23 protein-coding genes are annotated in these 17515 nt (G+C 66.0%); 11 read left to right on the forward strand and 12 right to left on the reverse strand.

Annotated features, from left to right (window positions below; translation table 11 throughout):
• Nucleotides 1-17: 17 nt before the first annotated feature.
• The 6 genes from AB0B64_RS43095 (at nt 18) to AB0B64_RS43120 (ending at nt 3784) form a co-directional block, all read left to right on the forward strand.
• Nucleotides 18-542, forward strand: coding sequence for a hypothetical protein (locus tag AB0B64_RS43095; RefSeq protein ID WP_358185578.1), 525 nt, complete (start codon nt 18-20; stop codon nt 540-542).
• Nucleotides 542-1108 carry a DUF6461 domain-containing protein gene (locus tag AB0B64_RS43100; RefSeq protein ID WP_358185581.1) on the forward strand — a complete coding sequence of 189 codons (567 nt, stop codon included), beginning with the start codon at nt 542-544 and terminating at the stop codon, nt 1106-1108. Before AB0B64_RS43095 ends, AB0B64_RS43100 begins: the two co-directional genes overlap by 1 nt.
• 24 nt (nt 1109-1132) lie before the next feature.
• Nucleotides 1133-1816: an SDR family NAD(P)-dependent oxidoreductase gene (locus AB0B64_RS43105; protein WP_358185778.1), complete on the forward strand. Its 684-nt coding sequence runs from the start codon at nt 1133-1135 to the stop codon at nt 1814-1816.
• Nucleotides 1817-1854: 38 nt separating this feature from the next.
• Nucleotides 1855-2316, forward strand: coding sequence for a hypothetical protein (locus tag AB0B64_RS43110; RefSeq protein WP_357958278.1), 462 nt, complete (start codon nt 1855-1857; stop codon nt 2314-2316).
• 194 nt (nt 2317-2510) lie between these two features.
• Nucleotides 2511-3074 carry a DUF4303 domain-containing protein gene (locus tag AB0B64_RS43115; protein WP_358185584.1) on the forward strand — a complete coding sequence of 188 codons (564 nt, stop codon included), beginning with the start codon at nt 2511-2513 and terminating at the stop codon, nt 3072-3074.
• Nucleotides 3075-3220: 146 nt separating this feature from the next.
• Complete coding sequence (locus AB0B64_RS43120) at nt 3221-3784, forward strand: GNAT family N-acetyltransferase (protein WP_357958275.1); 564 nt, start codon at nt 3221-3223, stop codon at nt 3782-3784.
• Between the two features lie 111 nt (nt 3785-3895).
• Here AB0B64_RS43120 and AB0B64_RS43125 read toward each other — a convergent pair whose 3' ends face one another.
• Nucleotides 3896-4753, reverse strand: coding sequence for a LysR family transcriptional regulator (locus AB0B64_RS43125; RefSeq protein ID WP_357958273.1), 858 nt, complete (start codon nt 4751-4753; stop codon nt 3896-3898).
• 68 nt (nt 4754-4821) lie between these two features.
• Here AB0B64_RS43125 and AB0B64_RS43130 point away from each other — a divergent pair, with 68 nt between their 5' ends.
• Nucleotides 4822-5712, forward strand: coding sequence for an EamA family transporter (locus AB0B64_RS43130; RefSeq protein ID WP_358185587.1), 891 nt, complete (start codon nt 4822-4824; stop codon nt 5710-5712).
• A gap of 10 nt (nt 5713-5722) precedes the next feature.
• Here the strand turns inward: AB0B64_RS43130 and AB0B64_RS43135 are convergent, their stop codons facing one another.
• Nucleotides 5723-6493, reverse strand: coding sequence for an SDR family oxidoreductase (locus tag AB0B64_RS43135; protein ID WP_358185590.1), 771 nt, complete (start codon nt 6491-6493; stop codon nt 5723-5725).
• Between the two features lie 131 nt (nt 6494-6624).
• Between AB0B64_RS43135 and AB0B64_RS43140 the strand changes: the two genes are divergently transcribed.
• Complete coding sequence (locus tag AB0B64_RS43140; RefSeq protein ID WP_358185593.1) at nt 6625-7221, forward strand: TetR/AcrR family transcriptional regulator; 597 nt, start codon at nt 6625-6627, stop codon at nt 7219-7221.
• Between the two features lie 12 nt (nt 7222-7233).
• Here AB0B64_RS43140 and AB0B64_RS43145 read toward each other — a convergent pair whose 3' ends face one another.
• Together AB0B64_RS43145 and AB0B64_RS43150 are read right to left on the reverse strand one after the other, a co-directional pair.
• Nucleotides 7234-7932 (reverse strand): hypothetical protein, encoded by a 699-nt coding sequence (locus AB0B64_RS43145; protein ID WP_358185596.1) that lies wholly within the window; start codon nt 7930-7932, stop codon nt 7234-7236.
• A 19-nt stretch (nt 7933-7951) separates the two neighbouring features.
• Nucleotides 7952-8836, reverse strand: a complete 885-nt coding sequence (locus AB0B64_RS43150; protein ID WP_357958307.1) for an amidohydrolase family protein — start codon at nt 8834-8836, stop codon at nt 7952-7954.
• A gap of 171 nt (nt 8837-9007) precedes the next feature.
• Between AB0B64_RS43150 and AB0B64_RS43155 the strand changes: the two genes are divergently transcribed.
• Nucleotides 9008-9631 carry a DJ-1/PfpI family protein gene (locus tag AB0B64_RS43155; protein ID WP_358185599.1) on the forward strand — a complete coding sequence of 208 codons (624 nt, stop codon included), beginning with the start codon at nt 9008-9010 and terminating at the stop codon, nt 9629-9631.
• Nucleotides 9632-9688: 57 nt separating this feature from the next.
• On the opposite strand, the gene AB0B64_RS43160 is transcribed toward AB0B64_RS43155, so the two are convergent.
• Both AB0B64_RS43160 and AB0B64_RS43165 read right to left on the reverse strand, forming a co-directional pair.
• Nucleotides 9689-10015 (reverse strand): hypothetical protein, encoded by a 327-nt coding sequence (locus tag AB0B64_RS43160; RefSeq protein ID WP_357958261.1) that lies wholly within the window; start codon nt 10013-10015, stop codon nt 9689-9691.
• 157 nt (nt 10016-10172) lie between these two features.
• Nucleotides 10173-10514: an NUDIX domain-containing protein gene (locus AB0B64_RS43165; protein ID WP_358185602.1), complete on the reverse strand. Its 342-nt coding sequence runs from the start codon at nt 10512-10514 to the stop codon at nt 10173-10175.
• Nucleotides 10515-11874: 1360 nt separating this feature from the next.
• Here AB0B64_RS43165 and AB0B64_RS43170 point away from each other — a divergent pair.
• Entirely contained in the window at nt 11875-12108 is a 234-nt protein-coding gene (locus AB0B64_RS43170; RefSeq protein WP_358185605.1) for a hypothetical protein, read from the forward strand.
• Nucleotides 12109-12212: 104 nt separating this feature from the next.
• Here AB0B64_RS43170 and AB0B64_RS43175 read toward each other — a convergent pair whose 3' ends face one another.
• The 4 genes from AB0B64_RS43175 to AB0B64_RS43190 form a co-directional block, all read right to left on the reverse strand.
• Entirely contained in the window at nt 12213-12389 is a 177-nt protein-coding gene (locus AB0B64_RS43175; RefSeq protein ID WP_358185608.1) for a hypothetical protein, read from the reverse strand.
• A gap of 113 nt (nt 12390-12502) precedes the next feature.
• Nucleotides 12503-12907 carry a dienelactone hydrolase family protein gene (locus AB0B64_RS43180; protein ID WP_358185612.1) on the reverse strand — a complete coding sequence of 135 codons (405 nt, stop codon included), beginning with the start codon at nt 12905-12907 and terminating at the stop codon, nt 12503-12505.
• Nucleotides 12900-14171 (reverse strand): MFS transporter, encoded by a 1272-nt coding sequence (locus tag AB0B64_RS43185; protein WP_358185615.1) that lies wholly within the window; start codon nt 14169-14171, stop codon nt 12900-12902. The genes AB0B64_RS43180 and AB0B64_RS43185 overlap by 8 nt, the downstream gene beginning before the upstream one ends.
• 343 nt (nt 14172-14514) lie before the next feature.
• Nucleotides 14515-15627 carry a hypothetical protein gene (locus AB0B64_RS43190; protein ID WP_358185618.1) on the reverse strand — a complete coding sequence of 371 codons (1113 nt, stop codon included), beginning with the start codon at nt 15625-15627 and terminating at the stop codon, nt 14515-14517.
• Nucleotides 15628-15817: 190 nt separating this feature from the next.
• Between AB0B64_RS43190 and AB0B64_RS43195 the strand changes: the two genes are divergently transcribed.
• A complete protein-coding gene (locus tag AB0B64_RS43195; protein WP_358185621.1) occupies nt 15818-16405 on the forward strand; it encodes a Uma2 family endonuclease in 588 nt (195 codons plus the stop codon).
• A gap of 11 nt (nt 16406-16416) precedes the next feature.
• Here AB0B64_RS43195 and AB0B64_RS43200 read toward each other — a convergent pair whose 3' ends face one another.
• Together AB0B64_RS43200 and AB0B64_RS43205 are read right to left on the reverse strand one after the other, a co-directional pair.
• Entirely contained in the window at nt 16417-16701 is a 285-nt protein-coding gene (locus AB0B64_RS43200) for a hypothetical protein (protein ID WP_358185624.1), read from the reverse strand.
• Between the two features lie 34 nt (nt 16702-16735).
• Complete coding sequence (locus AB0B64_RS43205) at nt 16736-17509, reverse strand: NAD(P)H-binding protein (RefSeq protein ID WP_358185627.1); 774 nt, start codon at nt 17507-17509, stop codon at nt 16736-16738.
• Between the last annotated feature and the right edge of the window lie 6 nt (nt 17510-17515).

The following is a 17515-nucleotide window of genomic DNA, read 5'->3' on the forward strand; positions in this document are numbered from 1 at the left end:
CGGTCAGCGGCGAGTCGGTGGTGATTCAGCTGACGGTCCGAAGGTTCGTGTGCGTCAACGCGGTCTGCGGGAGAAAGACTTTCGCTGAGCGGGTGCCGGACGTGACCTGCCGATATGGGCGGTGGCGCAGCCTCCCGCTGACCACGGGCTTGGCATCGATCGCACTGGCCTTGGCCGGCCGCGCCGGGGCTCGTCTGGCCAGGGCGCTGGGCTTGTTGACCAGCAGGACGACACTCCTGCGGGTGATCCGCGCGCTTCCAGAGCTGCCCATCACGGCGCCGACGGTTCTGGGAATCGATGACTACGCCCTGCGACGTGGCAAGGTCTACGGAACCGTCCTGGTGGATATCGTGACTCGCCGCCCGATCGATCTGCTGATCGCCCGGGATGCGCAGACGCTGGCCGCATGCCCGTGGCCCGCTTCCCCTTCGGGCGGGTCGACAGCAGGAGGGATGATCAGACAGGCGGAGGTGCAGGTGGAAAATGATCGTGCCGCCGTGGTGGCGGAGCCATCTGCAAGGATTTCCGCAGCTATCGAGTAGTGGGAGGGGATGCGATCAGCAGTGCATCAGCCGCGGATTACGTCTGGCTTCGCGATGCATGGACGGATGGCGTCGGCACCACGATTCTGTGCATCAACTTCGTACGGGGGCTGTCTCCTGAGGATGCGCTGCGGCGGATCAAGGTTACTCCGGGCACCTCCGGAGAGTACGGAGTCGCAGCCTACTCGGCTGAGGGTGGGACCGTCCTGGCCGAGAGTGGATGGGCGACCAAGTACGTCACCAATGTGGCGGAGCCATTGTCCCTAGGCACAGCAGTGGCCAGGGTTTTTGCTGACCTCAACGGCGCGGATTTCACCTATGAGGCCAACGAGCAACTGATCACCACGTTCAGCCTGTACAGCTACCGGTTGCGTGAGGGTGGCCAGCCTGACCGATTCCTCGCCGACGTGCGTGAACTTGGGCTGTACCGAGATGACGACGGATACGCCGACGACCCCATCTTCAGCGCTCTCGCCCTGGCTTCACGTGCCACGGGTGTACGCCTTTCCCGCAGCCAGTACGCCAGGCCCACACTCATCGGCTCAACTGACCATCTTTATCCTTGAGGCCTGAGCCTTGATCACCGTGCCATTAACCTCGGCAACGAGGGGTCAACCACGGTCGCTCACGACCGGCCTCAGCCGCGGGTCGACGCCACTACGGGCCAAGATCCCGGCAATTCCCAAGCTGACACAGCGGGCGAGAAGGCCGCAGCCGCCCTCGGCGCACGGTTCGTGCAGCTCGACGTGACCGACGACGCCTCGGTGCGCAGCGCGCTGGCGACGATCAACGCGGCCGAGGGACAGCTCGACGTCCTGGTGCACAACGCGGGCATCCTCGGGAACGAACCCCTCGACGGTCCCACGGCCCTGCGGGTGTTCGACACCAACGCGGTGGGGATCGTACGCGTCACAGAAGCGGCACTCCCCTTGCTGCGCAAGTCCTCGAACCCCACCGTGGTCACCGTATCGAGCAGCGCCGGATCGTTCTGGGCGGTGAACAACCCTGACCGGCCTGAGTTCCACCTGCCGCTGGCGCTCTACTCCGCGTCCAAGGCGGCGGCGACCATGCTGACGGTCCAGTACGCCAAATCCCAGCCCGGCATCAAGTTCAACGCCCTGGAGCCCGGCACCACAGCCACCGACATGACCGCGGCCTTCGGGATCGGAAGATCGCCGGAGGAGAGCGCCAGAGCCGTCGTACGCCTGGCCACTCTCGATGTGGACGGCCCGACAGGAACCTTCCAAGACGAGACCGGGGAACTGCCCTGGTAGTCGCCACGCGGGCGTAGTCCGGTGGCGGCGAGGAGCCGGTGGAGCGAGTCTCCTCCGACCAATTCGTGGCAAGCGGCATGCTCCCGGAGCGGCGGGAAGACGAAGGCCCCTTCTCCTGGTGGAACGAGATGCGGCCACGGTTCTTCAAAGGCTTTCACCGATGCCTGCCTGCCCTTGCGACCGCAGGCAACGACTTGATCCTGGAACATGTCATCGAATACCGGACCTGGCGCGAGGAACTATCACGCCTATTGACTGACTTCGACGTGTTCCTGGTCGGGGTGCATTGCGATCTTGCGGAGATCGACCGAAGAGAACACGAGCGCGGGGACCGTCGTGCCGGGGAAGGCCGTGGGCACGTCGAAATCAACGGCATGCATACGTTCGGTCCGTACGACTACGAGGTGAACACTACGAACGGCGTATCAACCACCCTCGTGCAGTCAGTCGTGACCGCTTGGCGCTCGAGAGGCGCGCGACGTGCGCTGACCACCTTTTAATGCCTCCGGCGAGGGCACTTCGACTCCTGGCCCGCTTCCCCCTCAGGGGAGACGGCAGCAGTCGGGAGGATGAGACGGATGGCGTTTGCGCGTTGGTCGCAGGCTGATCGTCGTGCCATTAGCAAACATCGGCAGCGGGAGGCCCTTGATATCCAGCCGGCCGTGGCTAAAGGATCGCGCGCTAGCATGCGGCGATGGACTGGGGCGCCTTCGAGAAGGCATGGCATGACAGCGGATGCCGCATCCTGAGTGACCTTGCGGCGGCGTGTCCGGGCGAGCGGCTGTACGGCGCGGCGTTCCATCTTTTCTATATGGACGGTGCCAAGATCCTCCCGCCCGCCCTGGCCGCCAACACTGAGGCAGCGGTGCGCGAGGACTATGGGTACTCGACACGGTTCGTCCCGCCGGAGTGGCGGTGGGATGTCCTGGACGCCGCGAGCGATGCGATGTCGCCGTGGTATCAGCGTCTCACTGAGGAGTATCTGGCGCCCGCTACCACCGAGCCCGAACGGGATGCGGCGATGGACGCACTCGAGGCGGCGCACGACAGCGCGATGGCCAATGCCTGCAAAGCGATGACCACGACAGCGCGCCGGGGCGGCATTCACGGCTCGCTTCCGCCCGGGTTCGTCGTCGTCATCCTCGAAGGGCAACGCGGGGATGAGGAGGCCGGTCTGATCCGGAAGAGCGTAGACCCGCAGACGCTGCCGACGGTCCCCGAACTGGCCGGGTATCTGCGGCAGCTCGAGGAGACGTGAGCCCCGGCCTGGCCTTGCTCATTCCAGGGGCCGTCTTCTCCGAGTCCTGAGAGGTCCTGGCCCGGTCGCAGCGCCATGCAAGACCTCCTCAGGTAAGCCTCCGGCGATTACCGGCTCTATCAGCGACTATGCCAACCTCTATGCCCATGCAGATCAGATCCGGTACCCAAGACGACGCCGAGCAGATCGCAGAGCTCCACACTCGTAGCTGGCTGACTGCCTATGCCGGGATCATGCCCGCCAGCTATTTGAATGGGCCGCTGCTCGACGAGCGCAAGGCCATGTGGAGCATCCGACTCGCCACCCTCGCCTCGGAACCGGATCGCGCCCGCTGCCTGCTCGTTGCCGTCGATGGCAACGTCCTGCTGGGATTTGCCTATCTCGACGCCGGAACCGACGGGCGCCTCTTGCTCGATAACCTGCACGTCCAGCCGGAGCGCAAGCAGTCCGGCATCGGTCGCCAACTCGTGTACCACGCTTTTGGCTGGGCCTCCGAGCAACACCCTGACAAGACGGTCTACCTGGAGGTGTTGCGCGATAACGTGGCCGCGATCACCTTTTACCGGCGTCTCGGCGGCCATCCCACCAATGAGTTCATGGAACGCTTCCCTACAGGATTCGAACTACCTGTCGTCGAGTACACATGGGGTCCTGACATCGTCCGAACCCTTGCCGACAACCGTTCCACTACCGATCAGCTCGCGTCCTAGAGGCGCCCGGCGGGGCATTCTGGCTCCGAGATGATCGACGCGTCGGGATTGAGATCCGTGGACGGCTGAGGTGGAAGCCTTCCGATGCGCCGGCGGACGCGTACTCCGTCTTCAGTCGCCCCGGTAGAGGGCCGTGAGCAGTTCGATCGCCGCCTGGATCGCCGGATGCGGGTCGTCTCGCCACCAAGTGAGGCGTACGGCGATGGGCTCGGCGTCGCGGACCGGCCGGTAGACGACGCCGGGCCTGGGGTACTGGTGCGCGGTGGACTCCGCCGTCATGCCGACACAGCGTCCACTGGAGATCACGGTCAGCCAGTCGTCGACGTTATGGGTCTCCTCAGTCGCCGGGCGGGAGCCGGGCGGCCACAGCTCGGGTGTGGTGGTGCCGGTCCGCCGGTCGATCAGGAGGATGCGCTCGCTGAGGTCGGCAAGGCGTAGCGACCGGCGTGTGGCCAGGGGGTCCTCGGCGGACAGGCCACACAGGCGCCGCTCCAGACCGATGATGGCACTCTCGAAGCGGCGGTCCTCCAGGGGATTGCGGATGACGGCGAGGTCGCAGGCGCCCTCCGCCAGGCCGGCGGTCGCGGAGTTGACGCGTACCAGGTGCAGATCCGTCCCGGGGTGCGTCGCGGCCCAGCGGCGCTGGAACGCGGGCGTGTGGCGGCCGACCGCCGACCAGGCATAGCCGATCCGCAGGATGCTGTGGCCCGAGGTGGCCTCCTGGACCAGGTTGTGCACCTCACTGAGCACTCGCCTGGCCTGGGCGACCACCCGCAGCCCGGTCGTGGTCGGTGTCACCTCGCGTGAGGTACGCCTGAGCAGCCTCACCCCCAGGGCGCGTTCGAGCGAGGCCAGAGTCCGGGACACCGCCGCCTGGGAGACGCTCAGAGCGATGGCCGCGTCGGTGAAGGTGCCCTCGTCGACGATGGCGACGAGGCACCGCAACTGCCGCAGCTCCACATCATCCATGACTCAAGTGTATAGATCCCGCAGTAAACGCATTTTGTGCAAGCATCGCCAGGTCCCACCATCTAGTCATGCGAAGCGCGTCCGACACGGTTTCCCTGTCTTCGGGGCCCTTGATCCCAGCGCCGTCCAGGGGGCGGCTGGCCGGCGTGGTCACGATGGCCGGCAGCGGCCTGTCGAACCAGGTCGGCGCCGCGATCGGTGCTCTTGCCTTCCCCGTACTTGGGCCGGTGGGCGTCGTCGCGGTCCGCCAGTACGTCGCCGCGTTCGTCCTGCTCGCCGTCGGCCGCCCCCGCCTGCGGGACTTCACGTGGGCGCAGTGGCGGCCGGTGCTGGGGCTCGCCGTGGTGTTCGGGACCATGAACCTGTCCCTCTACACCGCCATCGACCGCATCGGCCTTGGCCTGGCGGTCACGTTGGAGTTCCTCGGCCCGCTCACGATCGCCCTCGCCGCCGCGCGTCGCCGCGTCGACGCCTTCTGCGCGGTGATCGCCGCGGCCGGTGTCGTCGTACTGATGCGCCCCCAGCCCTCGGCCGATTATGTGGGGATGGGCCTGGCCCTGCTGGCCGCGTGCTGCTGGGCGGCGTACATCCTGCTCAACCGCACCGTCGGCCGCCGCATCCCGGGTGCGCAGGGCTCGGCCACGGCGGCGGGGATCTCCGCGCTGATGTTCCTGCCGGTCGGCATCATCCTCGTCCTGCACCGGCCGCCGACCGCCGCGGCCGTCGGCTATGCCGTCGCGGCCGGTGTGCTCTCCTCGGCGGTGCCCTACCTCGCCGATCTGTTCACGCTGCGTCGCGTACCCGCCCAGGCGTTCGGGCTCTTCATGAGCGTCAACCCGCTCCTCGCGGCCCTCGTCGGCTGGATCGGCCTGGGCCAGAACCTGGGCTCGACGGAATGGGCGAGCATCGGCGCCATCGTGGCCGCCAACGCCCTCAGCGTCCTCGTACGCCGCGGCTGAATCCGCGCCACTACGCGGCGATGACGGCGACCCCGGTCCTGCCCCCGTCGACGTCCACCACGGTTCCGTGTACGAAGGCCGCTTCGTCACTGGCGAGCCAGACCACGGTATGCGCGATGGCATCCGGTGTGCCGATGCCGCCGGCCGGGGTGCCCTTCATCATGATCTCGCCCGGATGGGGCTCGCTGCCTTTCGCGGCCGGGGGGAGGATCACACCCGGCGAGACGGCGTTCACCCGCACCCCCATCGGGCCGAACTCCGCGGCCCATGCCCGCGTGAGCGTCTCCATGGCGCCCTTGGTGGAGCTGTAGAGCGCGCCGAGCGGAACGCCCAGGCGAGCGATCCACGAGCCGAGGTTGATGATCACTCCGCCACCTGACTCAATCATGGCCGGAACGACGGCGGCGGTGAGGAAGAACGGCGCCTTCACGTTCACCCCGTAGACCTTGTCGAACGTCTTCTCGTCAGTGGCGGTGGTGCTGGGGGCCGGATAGATGCCGGCGTTGTTCACCAGGATGTCGATCCGCCCGCCCAAAGTCTCACGGGCCCGATCTGCCAGGTCCTGGGAGGACTCCACGCTGCCATCGAGGTCCGCCACCAGGAAATCCGCCCGGCCACCGGATGCGCGGATCCCTTCGACGACCTGTGCCCCGCGTTCCCGATTGCGCCCCGACACGATGACGTGGGCCCCCTCGGCGGCGAACGCTTCGGCGATCGCCTGTCCGATATTGCTGGTCGACCCCGTGACCAGCGCCGTCTTGTTCCGCAGTCGCTCACTCATGACGCGACCTCCCTTGTCTCCCAGTACGTGGCCAACTGTGCCTCGCAGAAAATGGACCGGCAAGTCCAGAGCCGCTCGGACCTTATGCCAGTAGAATGGACCCGTTAGTCCAATGATCTGGAAGGGGCTGGATGCCGGACGCGCCGACCGCGAAGGGCCGCGCCACGCGTGCCCGCATCGTCATGGGCGCGGCCGAGTTGCTGCGCGAGCAAGGTGTCGCTCTCACGACGCTCGACCACATCCGCGGCCGCACCGGTACGAGCAAGAGCCAGCTGTTCCACTACTTCCCCGCTGGCAAGGACGAACTGCTGCTGGCGGTGGCCCAGTTCGAGGCGGACCGCGTCCTGGAGGACCAGCAGCCGTACCTGGGGCGCCTGGACTCGTGGGAGTCCTGGCATCAGTGGCGGGACATTGTGGTGGAACGCTATGAACGCCAGGGCGACCACTGCCCTCTGGGGTCCCTGTTCCTGCAGGTCGGGCAGTCAACGCCCGGTGCACGGGCAATCGTGACGGAGCTGATGCGCCAATGGCAGCGGCAGCTCGCCCGCGGCATGCGGGCCCTCCAAGCGAACGGACTGGTCGGGCCGGCCCTTGAGGTGGACCGGACGGCCGCCGCGTTGCTGGCGGGCATCCAGGGAGGCGTGACCATCATGATGGCCACGGGCGACTCGACCCACCTCAAGGCGGCGCTCGACACCGGAATCGAACACCTCCGTGCGACCACTTGATCGCCGTGAGATCTAACTACATCGGTCTGAAGAACGTGCGGAGAAGCGTTCTGTGAGCGGCTTGTAGTCGTGCTCGGGGAACAGGACCGGCAACGCGTCGAGCATGTTCTCCATGCGATCGCGCACGCCCTCGAACTCTTCATTGTCCAGCGGCGCTCGGGTGAACAAGAACTGCCAGGAGAAGGCGCCCTTTGTCAGCTGAAGCATCTCCAGGTACTCCGGGTAGCCAACGTCCATCTTCCAGGCGCCATAGCGAGGCTCGGCCACCCACCAGATTTCGGGTTCGTCCCCGCCTGGAAGCAGCCGCAGCGCGGCATAGTGACCCGTACCCGTGATGGGGTGGCAATCGATAACGCGCAGCTGCGATGACGGGAAAAGCTCCTTGCCCGTCCACGACTCAATCCACTCCTCGCCCAGCCCCGGGCTGCCCGCCCGTGCGAGGTGGGTGAGGTAGAACTCACCGTTGACGTACGGCCGCCCTTCACCCATCCACTGGCGCCCCAGCTCCCGAAAGCGCAGATCGCACTGCTCCAGCGCGGCGGGCGCCTTGACCTCCTGCTCACCCACGAGAGCCGCCCACGAGGCGGCGACATCGGTGAAACCCGTGTCGAGCTCACCCTGCGAGGCGTGAAGGATCTTGATCTGGGGATGGTTGTCCAGGTCGCGGCAGACCTTGCTCCAGCCACCTTCGTACGTCGTCAGTTCCGTCATCACGTACCGTCCCAACCTGCTATAGGCCGAACAGGGTCGCTGCGTTGTCGTGGCATACGGCCCGCAGCCAGTCCGGTCCGAGTCCCAGTCGTTCCAGGGCCTGGAGCTGGTGCAGGTACGGGTAGGGGGTGTTGGGGAAGTCGGAGCCGAGCAGGATGCGGTCGCCAAGCGCGGTGAGACGTGGCAGGGCTTTGCGGGGGAACGGCATGAATTCTTCGGTGAAGTCGGTGAACGCCATCGTCGTGTCCAGCCGTACCTGGTCGTACCGTTCGGCGAGGTCGAGAAACTCCTCGTACTCGGGCATGCCCATGTGCGCGACGATCAGCCGCAGTTTCGGGTGGCGGGCAAGCACCCGCGCGATGGGCTCGGGGCCGGTGTGCTTGCCGGGCGCCGGCCCGGAGCCGCAGTGCATCACCACGGGGATGCGGGCCTCGGCCAGCAGCGCCCATGTCCGCTGGAGACGTTCGTCGGCCGGATCGTACGCGCCCACCTGCACATGAGCCTTGAACACCCGCGCCCCTGCTTCAACGGCCTCGCGGGCGTATGTCTCGACGTCCGGCTCGGGGTAGAGGGTGGCGGTGTACAGGCAGTCGGGGGTACGGCGGGCGAAATCGGCTGCCCATTCGTTCAGCCACCTGGCCATGCCGGGCTTGTGGGGGTAGAGCATCGCGGTGAAGGCCCGGACCCCGAACTCCCGCAGCAGAGCCGTCCGCTCCGCCTCCTGCTTCCGGTAGGTGATCGGCCACTTCAGCCCACCGATCAGCGGCCCGGTGCCGTCGAAGTAGTCCCAGACCTTGTGCAGGACACGCTCTGGCATGAAGTGGGTGTGGACGTCGATCAGCCCGGGGAGACCGAGCCCGGCCCAGAAACGGTGGACCTCAGCGGCCTCCTCGCCTAAGGCCATGGGGGTGGAACTCACCCGGTACCGCCTTTCTTGTCGAACGACCGGACGGTGCTCTTATCTCGCCACCTACGCATGGCCCCGATCTCTAGACGACGACTCTATGCACAATGAGATGCCATCGCCGTGCTGAGGGCAGGGCCATAGGCGGCTCTTCAGACGAAAGGAGGCACGGTGCGTATCGCCATACCGTTGTTCGATCGGTTCACAGCGTTGGACGCGGTCGGCCCGTACGAGGTGCTGAAGTTCCTTCCCGATGTTGAGATCGTCTTCGTGGCCGTGGCGTCCGGGCCCATCCGGGACGTGCCGAAGTGGCTGGCCATCACCGCTGACGCCACGTTCGCCGAGGTTGACTCATGCGACGTGCTCCTGGTGCCCGGGGGCCCGGGTAGCAGGGAGCAACTGGACAACCGCCCGCTTCTGGACTGGATCGGCCGCATGCACAAGGGAAGTTCCTGGACGACCTCGGTGTGCACCGGCTCGTTGCTGCTCGCCGCCGCCGGACTGCTCCATGGGCTGCCTGCGACAACTCATTGGGGAGCGGTCGACGTGCTGGAGTCGTTCGGCGCGACCTACACCCCCGAAAGGGTGGTGTTTCATGGCAAGATCGTGACCGCCGCCGGCGTCTCCTCCGGTATCGATATGGCGCTGGCGCTTGTGGCGCGCATCGCTGACCAGACAACCGCGGAGGCTGTGCAACTCGCCATCGAGTACGACCCCCAACCACCCTTCGACGCAGGCTCACCGGCGAAGGCCCCTCAGGCCGCCAAAGACCTGCTCGCTCGTGGAATCCGCTGAAGGGGGTTCGGCCCCGGACGCACGGGCGTCCGGGGCCGGTCAATGGCGAGAACGCCGTCAGGAGAGGCGCTGGATGGTCCACATGTTCTGGGAGATCCGGGATGGGTGGCCACAGCTCGACGGGTCCCACTCGGTGTTGATGGTGACCCAGCCGGCGGGCAGCTGGTTGGAGCAGACGGTCATGATCGTGCCGACGGGCTGGTCGTAATAGGACGCGATGTTCCACACGTTGTAGGTGATCCTCGACGGATTTCCGCAGCGCGTCGGATCCCAGAAGTCGTTCGTCTTGACCCAGCCGGTGGGCAGGCTTCCGGCGCAGACTGTATTGACGGCCGCGCCGGCCGGGCTGACAGGCAGGAACAGGAGCGCGGTCAATGCGCTCAAGATCACACTGATGAACTTGAGGCTTTTCAAGGTCTTACCCCCTTTGACTCGACCTCCGCCGGTACGGCGGCTGGCTTGATCACCATTCGCCTCGAGCGGCGCGCTGGATGAGATCCGCCGTGAGTCGGTATGACGCCTCGGGTCGTGTAGGGCGGCCTCAATGCTGGATCAGACCGCCGACCGGGACCGGAGCGACGTGGCCGGTCGCCGAAACGGTCTGCGCCAGGGCGAGGCCGATGTCGACGAGCGATGATCGACGCCGACAAGCGACGGCGGCGGGGATCACCCTTGAGCCCACGCCCAGCAGGCGTTCCACCACCTCGTCGTAGCCGGTCTCCTCAGCGACCTCCCGGATCACCGCGTCGAACGGATCCTCCCCGTGTTCGACCCTGCCGCCGGGAAGAGTCCAAGCAGATTCGCCTATGGGTGGTACGTGACGAGCGAGCAGCACCCGCCGGCCCTCGATGCACACGGCGTACGCCGCCAGCCGGAAACTCATCCGCACCTCTCCTGACGCACCGGCACTTCGTGCCGCTGAAGCGTTTCGTTACCGCGTGTTGGCAGAATCTCCTTATGCCTAACCTGGCCAGGGTTTTAGCACAGGTACTGATAAGCGCTGTCGCGCTCTCCCTACTGACGGCCTGTGGAACCGAAGCACCGCCAATCGCGGACCCACCCGTGACCAGGCCCAGCTCGTCATCTCCCAGTCCCAGTCGCGCCATCCCCTACGACGAATCGACACGCGTCGGCGGAGACGTGGCACCGCATCAAGCCGAGAACAACGCGTGGAAGTATCCCCCAGACCTAACACCTTCCCAACAGGGGATCGCCGACGCCGCCGCCAAGCGAATACGCCCAGCTCTGCAGAAACTGCGGGCCGCGCAGGACTTCGATCCAGACTCAGTAAAGGCTGCCTTTGAAGCGCTGGGCTACCCAGCGGATTCGATAGGAGCTCATGCATTTGACATCCCGACATTGTGGACGGAGCCTACGCCACCACCTGGAGTGGTCTTTGGCCTCAAAGTACGAGTCGGAGTTTGCCTCACCGGAGACGTACGCCCCGAGCGAGTGCTGATCGAATCGCGCGGCCCAAATGTAGAAACGGGCTGCATGCCTCTGCCGGTAACGCATTAGCTGTGCGTCAACAGCTCAACCGAGCGGCTCACCTTGCTCGGCTTGGGGCCGCTCGCACGAAGATGCCAACTGGCAGACATCCCCCCAGGCGGGCGCTGGTCTATCTGCAGTCCTCTTGCGCTACCCAAGCGCATCGCGGCATGGCATGATTCATTGCGATCATTCGACACAAAGGGGGAGCTTCCGAATGAATGCCAAGGCGCTGATATTCGCTGGGTTACTTATGGCCGGCTCCGGCGTTCTCACGGGTATCCTTCCGGTCACCTCGAGTGGAGAGAGATGCGGATCCGCTTTCGTTGGAGTGCCGCACGATGAGTCTCTTCGGATGTACTCCGAAGAATTCATGATTGCCGGATGCGACGACATTCGGAACCTTGTGAGGATTCCAGCGCTCGTCCTTATAACAGCCGGTGGCGCCACAATCTGTGCGGCAGGCGCAACACGTTGGCGCATCAGCCTGGCAAAAGGCTAAAAGCCTCCCAGCGGGCCGCTCCGTTGAAAGCTCCCAGGCCCGCGGCGGTGATCACGATCGCCCCGACCACCCACCGTGCCTTCCTTGCCCACACCGATGGGAAAAAGGACATCCAGTGACACCTCAGGTTCAGTGGCCGCAGCGACGTGAGGACGTTCTCGAGGCACTACGCGTCTTAGGCGACCACGACTTCCAAAACCACCACTGGCGATCAGGGCGGGGATGGCCAGACCTCACCGCTGCCGTGCACTGGTTGATCGACGACACGTTCATCGACCAAATGGGGGCCCACGCATTGATCCCCTACCTCTTCAGCGATGACCAAGAAGCCGACCTCGTACAGACCGTGGTCGATGCTCTCTTGCCCATACTCGATGACCTCGGCCCTACCGCTCCAGACAATGCCTATCTCGCCCATCCTGGGTGGATCAACGTCCTGAACTCGGCTGGCGCCGCCTACCTGGCCTTGTCCGCCGGCAAGCTATAGGAGCAGCTCCCGTAGAGGGCTGTCACAGAAGCCTTCGCGAAGTTGCTCAGGAGTGCCGACCGTCCAGGTCACTGATCAGGTCGGCGTCACTTCGATCTGAGCGATCAGATGGGCAGGGTCGCGGCCAGTGGTGCGCCGCCCTGGATGTTGAAGGCGCATGCTTCGACAAGCGAGTTCGTGATCTCTCGGGCAAGCTTGGCTTGCTCTGCGAATATGTCCTCGTCGGTGTCGAAGTAGGCCTTGCCGTGCTCGGCCAGGAGGCCCTGCCAGTGCGCGGACACCAGCGCGGTGCCGGGTTGATCCGAACCGGCGAGCTTCGCTGCCAGGTGAGCTCGGCCGCTTCTTCGTCATGATCCCGCCGGCTGGTGTCCGTGTAGAAGTGTCCGACTCCCGGTTAGGTGAAGACCTCCACGACGGCCCCCGCGTCCATGGCGGCCTTCTCCCATGCGACGACAGCGGCGGGAAGCGCGAACTCATCCGGATCGGCGACGTGCAGCTGCACGGGTAGATCGGCCCGCGCTGACGCGGGAATCCCTGTGATGCCGTGCAGGAGCAGCACACCGGCCGTGTCACGTCGGTCGGGCAGCAGTTCCCCGACCACCCCGGCGCCCATCGAGACGCCGGCGAGGACCGTGCTCGCGGGCATCTTCCGGACCGCGTCGCGGGCTCGCTCCACGATGACCTTCCAGCCGACCCGATTCATCAGGATGAACCCGTGGTCGATCGTCGTAGCGACCTGGCCTTCGTACAGGTCGGCGGTGACCACTTCGTGGCCGGCGGCACGAAAACACTCAGCCAAGGCCGTCCGCCGGATCAGGGAGCTGCCTCCCCAGACGAGCGAGAGGGGACAGGGCCATGAACACCGGAGACAGGGCCAGAGCGACAGCGGTCAGCAGCAGGCTCGTTCGCAGCCCCAGCGCGCCGGCCAGATAGCCGCCGAGAAGCGACCCGAGCGGGGTCAGGCCCATGCCGACGAAGTTGAGTGTCGCGACGACTCGCCCCTGGATCGGGATCGGGGTGATGGCCTGGCGCACTGTCACGACGGTGACGTCGACCACCTGGCTGAAGACGCCGAACAGGAAGTTGACCGCCATCAGCGCGCCGATCGTGACCGCGGAGGAGCCGCGCAGCGCGGGGACGCACAGCATCACGCCATCGGCGAGCACCGCGGCGGACACCAGTACGACTCCGTACCCGTACCGCCTCGGCAACCTGGCCGACAGCAGGGAACCCACCAGCGCGCCCGGCCCCATCGCCGCCAGTACGAGCCCGACGGCGGCGCCCGACAGGTGCAGCGTACGCGGCAAGAAGAGCAGATAGATGGTCATCACGGCGGCGAAGGAGAACTGGAAGAGGGCCGAGGCGATCCCTACCGCCCGCAATGAGGCGTCGTTGACGACGAGGCGCAGACCCTCGTGGATCTGCCGCCACACGCGCGCCTGCCCTGCGGCCGGCCTGGGCATCGACTCGGGACGGCGGATCCGCCGGATCGACAGGACGGACAGGGTGAAGGAGAAGACGCTCGCCAGGATGGCGATCGGCGCGGTGACGAGCGACACCAGCGCGCCGCCGATCGCGGGGCCGGCGATCTGCGCGGCGGATCTGCTGGCTTCGAGCACGCTGGTGCCCTGGGCGAGCTGGTCGCGTTTCACCAGTCGTACGAGGGAGGTCTGGGAGGCCACGTCGAAGTACACGGAGAGGGCGCCGACGAGGAAGGCGACCAAAACGAGCAGCGGGATGTCGAGCATGCCGAGGAGGTAGAGGACCGGGACGACGGCCAGCACCACGGTACGGCCGACGTCGGCCAGCACCATCACGTCGGTGGAGCGTCGGCGATCCACCCCGGCGCCGGCGAAGAGCGAGAGCAGCAGGATCGGTGCCTGCTGGACGGCGCGGAGGAGGCCGACCTGTTCGGTGCCGGCGCTGAGCGCGACGACGGCGATGAGCGGCAGGATGACCTGGGCGGCCTGAGTTCCCAGCTGGGAAGTGGTCTGGCCGATCCAGAGCCGGCGGAAGTCACCGTCTCGCCACACGCTGGGCGGAGTCGGGTCGGGTCCCGTCATCGGCGGCCTCGCATGGGCGAGCGCGCGAGCACGGCAAGGGCTGCGAGCACGGCAGGGGATGCGAGCACGGCAGGGGACGCGGGCACGGCAGGGGAAACGTACGGCACAGGGGTCCTTGAGTCGCTGAGAAGGGTGCCCGTCCCGCAGGATCTGGGCAGGTGGGTGCGCTGTGCCGCAATTCACGTGCAGCACGCGGTGACAGGTCGGGAAGTGACCTAGAACGTCAGCGCGTGCTCGATTGACCGGGCATCTCAGCTCCTCGAAGGATCATTGGCTGCTCGAGACTAGCCGTCGGCCCATGCGGCGGACAAGGCAATTTGATGACCTGGCGCTCGGCCGGGTGTCATTGGAGTTCGTAGATCGCGGAGGTTCCTTTGCCCTGCTTGGCGTGGACCCATAGGCGGGTGGTGCCGGTCGCTGGCGCGATGTCAACGATGCTGACGGGCTGCTTGCTCGGCGGAAGAGTAGACCGTGTCCACTTGCCGTCGCGCAAATTGAGCACATAGGGCGCCGCCTGGGCGGGATTCGCGGCGATCCAGACACCGCCGACAGGGTCGGTACGCACGGCCACCAGCGCTGTGTGGTCGTTCACGGTTAATTTCACCTGGTTCCAGGCGGTGCCGTTCCAGTGGAGGACGACCGGGAGGGCGCCGTCGGCCCAGTTGGGGCCGACGGCCCACACATCGTTGTTCGACCTCGCGGTCATGCTGCTCAGCAGGAGCCCGCCGGCACGTCCGTAGCAGGCGTGCTGGGAGGATGACGAAACGCACGGGAGCGTGAAGTCCTTCCATTGCTTGCCGTCCCAGTGCAGCGTCCGTGGCGGGCCGCTCTGATCCACCACCCACACATCCTCGGGACCGGCTGCGGCGAGCGTGGTCAGTGTTCCCAAGAGGCGTTCCTGGCGCCAGGCCGTGCCGTTCAGATGAACCATCCAGCCACCACCGTCACCGTCACCTTGCGCGAACCAGGTGTGGTTCTGGTCGAGGACGGCGAAGTCGCTGGTCCGCTGCGTCTCCAGCAAGCGACGGGGACGGTGATATGTCCAGCGGCCGCCAGAGAACTGCCAGAGGTGCTCGGTCAAGTCCTCTTCGGTTTGCACGTGATTGATCACCATCACCATGTCACCCGGCGCCGAGGCCCTGACGTCGATATATGTCGCCTTCCTCAGCTGCTTGGGCAGGTTGCCGACCGGCTGCCATGAGGTTGCGTTCCAGTGCAGGAGCGACGTGGTGCGCCGCCTTTTGTCGGTGACGAAGAGCCAGGCCTGGTTTCCCGTGGTGGGGATGATCTGTTGAGAGATGTCGTCGGCCGCGTACCTCAGGTGCCAGCGGGAGGCCGGCTCGCTGATCTGCTGTACGTCGGTCGGACCGGCGTGCCTCGATGTCAGGGCCGCCGCGTCTCCCCCCAGCAGGCTGGGGATCAAAAGCGACAGAAGCGCCAGCGGTTTCTTGCTCATGATTCCGATCATCAGGCGGCTGGCGCCCCGGCTCGGCTGTCGATCGTCGCGCTACTGGCCAGGCGCCTGGTGGTACGGTGACCGTGATCGGTGCGGTGCCCAAGCCGACAGCACGGGTTCGATTCCCGTACCCGCTCCACGTCTTCCAGTTGGCCGAGTTTCGACGTCAGCCCAAGCGAGGGAGACCGGCATGGCAACACCTTCATGGTACGAGTCGCTTCCCGAAGTCATTGGCGAAGCAGAGTATCGAGCGTTGCCCGAGGACATCGCCAGGAGTATCGAAATAGTGCATGGGCATGTGATCAAGTGCGAGTCGCCTGCCCCGCAGCACAACCGCATCGCGCGTCGTCTGGCCGGCTCGATGGAAGCCGCCCGGCCGATCAGCGGGCCATGTTTGAGCGTTGAGACCGACATCGACGTGGTGCTCTGGCGGGTTCCCAAATTCACCTTCCGACATCCGGACGTAGTGGTCTACAGGTGCCTGGACGACCCTGGTCAGAAACTGGATGCGTCCCAGGTCCTGGCCGTCGTCGAGGTCTCCTCACCTGGGACCGTGCGGGAAGACCTCACGGACAAACGCACGCAGTATGCCGCCGCGGGCATGCCGCTCTACCTTCTCGTCATGCTCGACGAGAAGTACGAGATCGTCGAAGTGAAGGAGTTCCATCTCGATGCCGTGGCCTCCGAGTACAGACTTCATCGGGTGCATCAGGCGGAGCTCGAGCTCGAACTTCCCATCAGGGTGACCGTCCCGTTCCTCGCACTGACCGCTCCCTGAGGGGAGATCGGTCACAGAGTGCTCGTACGGTCGCGGGCCTCGATGGCCAAGGCGATGAACTCGCGGAAACGCGCGAACTCCTCCTGGCTCATCTTCAGTTTCACCCCGCCGTAAACCTGGTCGTCGCCCTGCCTGCTGCCGAGATGGACCTTGAAGCCGTCGCCGTGCGGCCGGGCGTCGACTCCGACAAACGCCACGTGGTAGCGCATGCTCTCGGACAGGCCCCGGTGAAAGATTTCCAGGGTCCTGCCGTCCTGCACCAGGATGTAATCGCCGAGCTCGAACTCTGCCGCCATAGCTCCCGCTTCGAAACCGTATGCATATCGGATCCTAGAGAAGGCCCACCGTACGCTGTGCCAGCACGCGGGAGGCCATTCTCTCGGCGGGCCTGCCGAGCACCTGTTCCAAGTCGGGGGTCTGCCTCTCCAGCGCGCCGGCTCTCACCTGCGCGTTGAGCCAGCTCATGGGTCCAGGAGCGGTGTCCGGCACTTCGCGATAACTCACGCCCAGTGCCTCGGCCACCTCCGGGTGACTCCACAGAGGGCCGGTGAAATCGTAGGCCTGGCCCAGATGTCCCTCGCCAGTCAGTACGTTGGCCGCTGCCTCGGCCAGATCGGACCGAAAGGCGGTGTTCAGTCCTCGGCCCCCGGTGCTGCCGGTCAGCTCTCCGCCGGAGATCCGCGGGATGAACGCATCGCTGTAGAAGGGGTGACGCAGGATCGTGTACGGCAGCCCGCTGCGGAGTATGGCCTGCTCCGTGGTGTGATGGGCCTCCGTCATTCCGGTGGCGACAGTGTCGGCCTCCAGAAAGCTGGTGTAGGCGATGGCGCCGACGCCCACCTTGACGGCGGCGGCGACCGCGGCCAGGTGGTGACTGGTCCTGCGGGCGGGGTCGAGTTCTGGAGAGGAGATCAGGAGCAGGAGGGTGGCACCGTCGAAGGCCTCAAGCAGACTCGCCGGGTCGTCGTAGTCGCCCCGCCTGACCGCGACGCCTTCGGGGGCCCGTCCGGGGTCGCGTACCGCGGCCACCACCTCCGCCCGGGTCCGCAGCCGGTCAATGACGAGGCGGCCGAGCGCACCAGACGCGGCCGAGATAACGATCATGGAACT

The organism is Nonomuraea sp. NPDC049129 (assembly GCF_040648495.1).
Lineage (GTDB): Bacteria > Actinomycetota > Actinomycetes > Streptosporangiales > Streptosporangiaceae > Nonomuraea.